Below are 3,089 nucleotides of genomic sequence, written 5' to 3' on the forward strand. Positions count from 1 at the left end.
GACCAAGGAAAATATTTTGATGGATACAAAGCATCTCCAAAAGGTCTCACTTGTACAACAACCGTATTCATACTCAACTCGACACAATTATCAAACATCTCATCAATCTTTGCTTTGAATTCCGTTTCTGTATATCCTGTCGTTTTAAACTCAAGATAAGAAATCCACATAGCACGCAGCTCTAATGTAATTGCAATTTTTTTTATACTTGCGTTACCTGCTTTATCTGTTACTTTTACACTGTATGTTCCATCTTTCTTTACGGTAAAGCTCTTTAAATTAGAAACAGCCTTTGCAGTTGTCTTCCACTTTTCAGAAGCTACATCTGTAACTTTTCCTTTAATATATTGCACACTTGCAATTCCCGATGCATCTTTAGAAGATACCGTAATTGTTGCTGCTTGATTCATTACAGATGATTTTAATGAAACTGTTGGTGCTGTGTTATCAATGTTTGTAATCTCTAGTTTTTTTATCTTTGTATTACCAGCTTTATCAATTGCGTAGAATGTATATGTTCCATTCTCCTTAATGGTAACTGTGCATACACTCTTACTTAATTTCACTGCTGTTCCATTCTTAGTAAAATAAGAAGTCTTTTGATCTCCCTTTGCCCATTTTACCGTTTTTATACCAGAAGCATCTGTTGCCTTGAATGTTACTTTAACCGTGGTATTTGTTGGTTCTGTATTCTTTACTGTCAAAGTTATTGTAGGTTTCTTTGTATCTTTTGCCGCACTTGCAACATTCGCATTCGGAGCAAGTAATCCGAATATGAATACGAATGCCAACAAAGCTACATGAAAACGTCGCATTCCTTTTCGTTCCATTTCAATCCTCCCATTATGTCCATATGCCTATCTGCCCGTAGGATATTTATCAAATACTTCTTCCACTAATTGATACAATTTTGCTGCATATTTCTTTTGGTTTGTCGCATTATTGATTTTTGCTAAATCAGAACTGTTTGATATGAAACCTAATTCAATCAATATTGCAGGAACTGTATTATTCTTAATAACAACATAATTTGCTGTTTTTACTTTTCTGTTTGTAAAACCGAACGTATCAATGATACCATTTTGGAATATCTCTGCCAACTTCGCACTGCTTAAACCACTAGATGCCGTTTTATTATTCACTGTTGAGTAATATGTTTCTGTACCTTGTGGTGTAGCTGTTGTATGCGAATTCATATGAAGGCTAATGAATAAATCCGCTCCTACTTTTTCTGCAAAAGCAGCTCTATCGTCCAATGTAATAAATGTATCCGTTGTTCTCGTCCAGTATGCTTTTACAGAACTATCACTACCATCAAAATATTCCTTTGCATATTTGCATAAGATATTATATGTTAATGTCTTTTCATATACTCCACTTCCAATAGCGCCAGTATCTGTTCCACCATGTCCTGCATCCAAAACTACAATCTTATCATAGATATCTCGAGGATTTGCCACCTCTACCCCTATGAATGAGTCTTCCTCCGACAAACGGAATCCTTGTAACGTTAGTGTAGTAACGAGAATTTCTGTTTTCCCACTACTATTTAACGATACTGACGTCTTGCTAATCATACTTGAATAGCTTTTAACAGGATTTTCATTGTAGAAACTTACATAATCACCAGGGATAATAATCTTAAATTGATTTTTCGTATATAAATCTTCTGTAGTCACCTGCGAATATTTTACTCCACTTGGCAAAGCAATTTTCAAAGAAAGTTCTGAAGTCTCGTCTGGATATACTAAAACCAATGAAAGCATATTTCCTGACTGCGAAGTATAGTATATACCATCTTTTACTTTCTTCAAAGTGATCCTTGTCGTTGTGTTATCTTTATTAATTGATGCTACACCCTTCACACAATATCCATTACTAATCTCATAATTAAGGTTTCCAAGACTATTTACTGTGTATGGTAAATCAATATAAATTTGTGTCTCATCTGAAGTTACATTCATAGTTGCAGGATATAGCATTTCTAACGATACTAAATCTGTATAGTAATCATAGTCTACATCTAATTTTCCAATGTAATTATAGTACACAACAATCGTTAATGTCATAGCATCTTCTGATAATTTAATTTCATATTTTGGTTGCTTTACACTTGTTGTTAAAACAAGTTTACTTGATTGAGATGCCTCATTATAAGTTACTGTCGCACTATTGATAATACTATTGCTATATGTATATGTATTATTTGTTGCTGTCGATTGTTCTATATCAATGATTAGCGAATTATCTGTTGTATAATAGGAATTCACCTTACTAAATGTCGAATATGCATTTAATTGAAATTCTTCTCGGTCAGCATAAACTTGAGTCGATTTAACCAAATCTCCTAATACTGCTGTTGATGAATAATTCGAAGTAACCTCTGTTGTATATGTTGCATTCTTTAGTGCTTCATATGTACTCTTGTAAGTATCTGAAACTCCAAAGCTTGCATATTGCATTTCTTCTTCAGACGGTGTATCTGGTGTTTCAGGAACTTCTGCTTTCTTTGTTATAATAGAAGTATTCGAAGAACTATCCCATGCAAAGTCATAACCTAAGTATTCTGCAACCGTACTAACCGGAACCATAATATAAGTAGTTCCATTGGCCTTATTCTTGAGTTTCATAGGTGCATGTGGTAGTGTTTTCTTCTTTCCATTCACAGTTGCTTCTTTACTATCTAATGTCATTACAACAATAGTATCATCTTTCTCTAATGTTACCGTTTTCTCCTCAGAATTATAAGTATATTTAGCACCTATCGATGAAGATGAAAAAACTTTCTTTGCTTGAATCATTGTAGTAGATTCATGTAACACACTTGGCAATCCTGTAATATCAACAGTTTTACCATCAACTTTTACTTTTCCTTGTGTTCCACGATATGTAAACCATTTGCTTTCTTTAAAATCATACAGATTTAGCGCCGCTGTTTTAGGGCTTGTAAGTGTTGCTAATGCCTTACTACTGTTATAACTATATGTATAACCAAAAGCTTCTGCTACAAACCTTGCAGGAACAAGTATCTTTGTTACACCAGTTGCTTGATACGTCACTTTTCTAGGTGCTTGTGATACCGTTTGTTT

At 33.9% G+C, this 3,089-nt stretch carries 1 protein-coding gene and 1 pseudogene; both read right to left on the reverse strand.

Annotated features, from left to right (window positions below):
• Window positions 1-830: pseudogene (locus RMR19_RS15930) on the reverse strand (hypothetical protein); the annotation flags it as partial.
• A gap of 27 nt (window positions 831-857) precedes the next feature.
• The coding region (locus RMR19_RS15935) for an N-acetylmuramoyl-L-alanine amidase (protein WP_310604490.1) at window positions 858-3,089 on the reverse strand (2,232 nt) is incomplete at its 5' end.

Source organism: Anaerosporobacter sp. (assembly GCF_031551385.1).
GTDB lineage: Bacteria > Bacillota > Clostridia > Lachnospirales > Lachnospiraceae > Anaerosporobacter.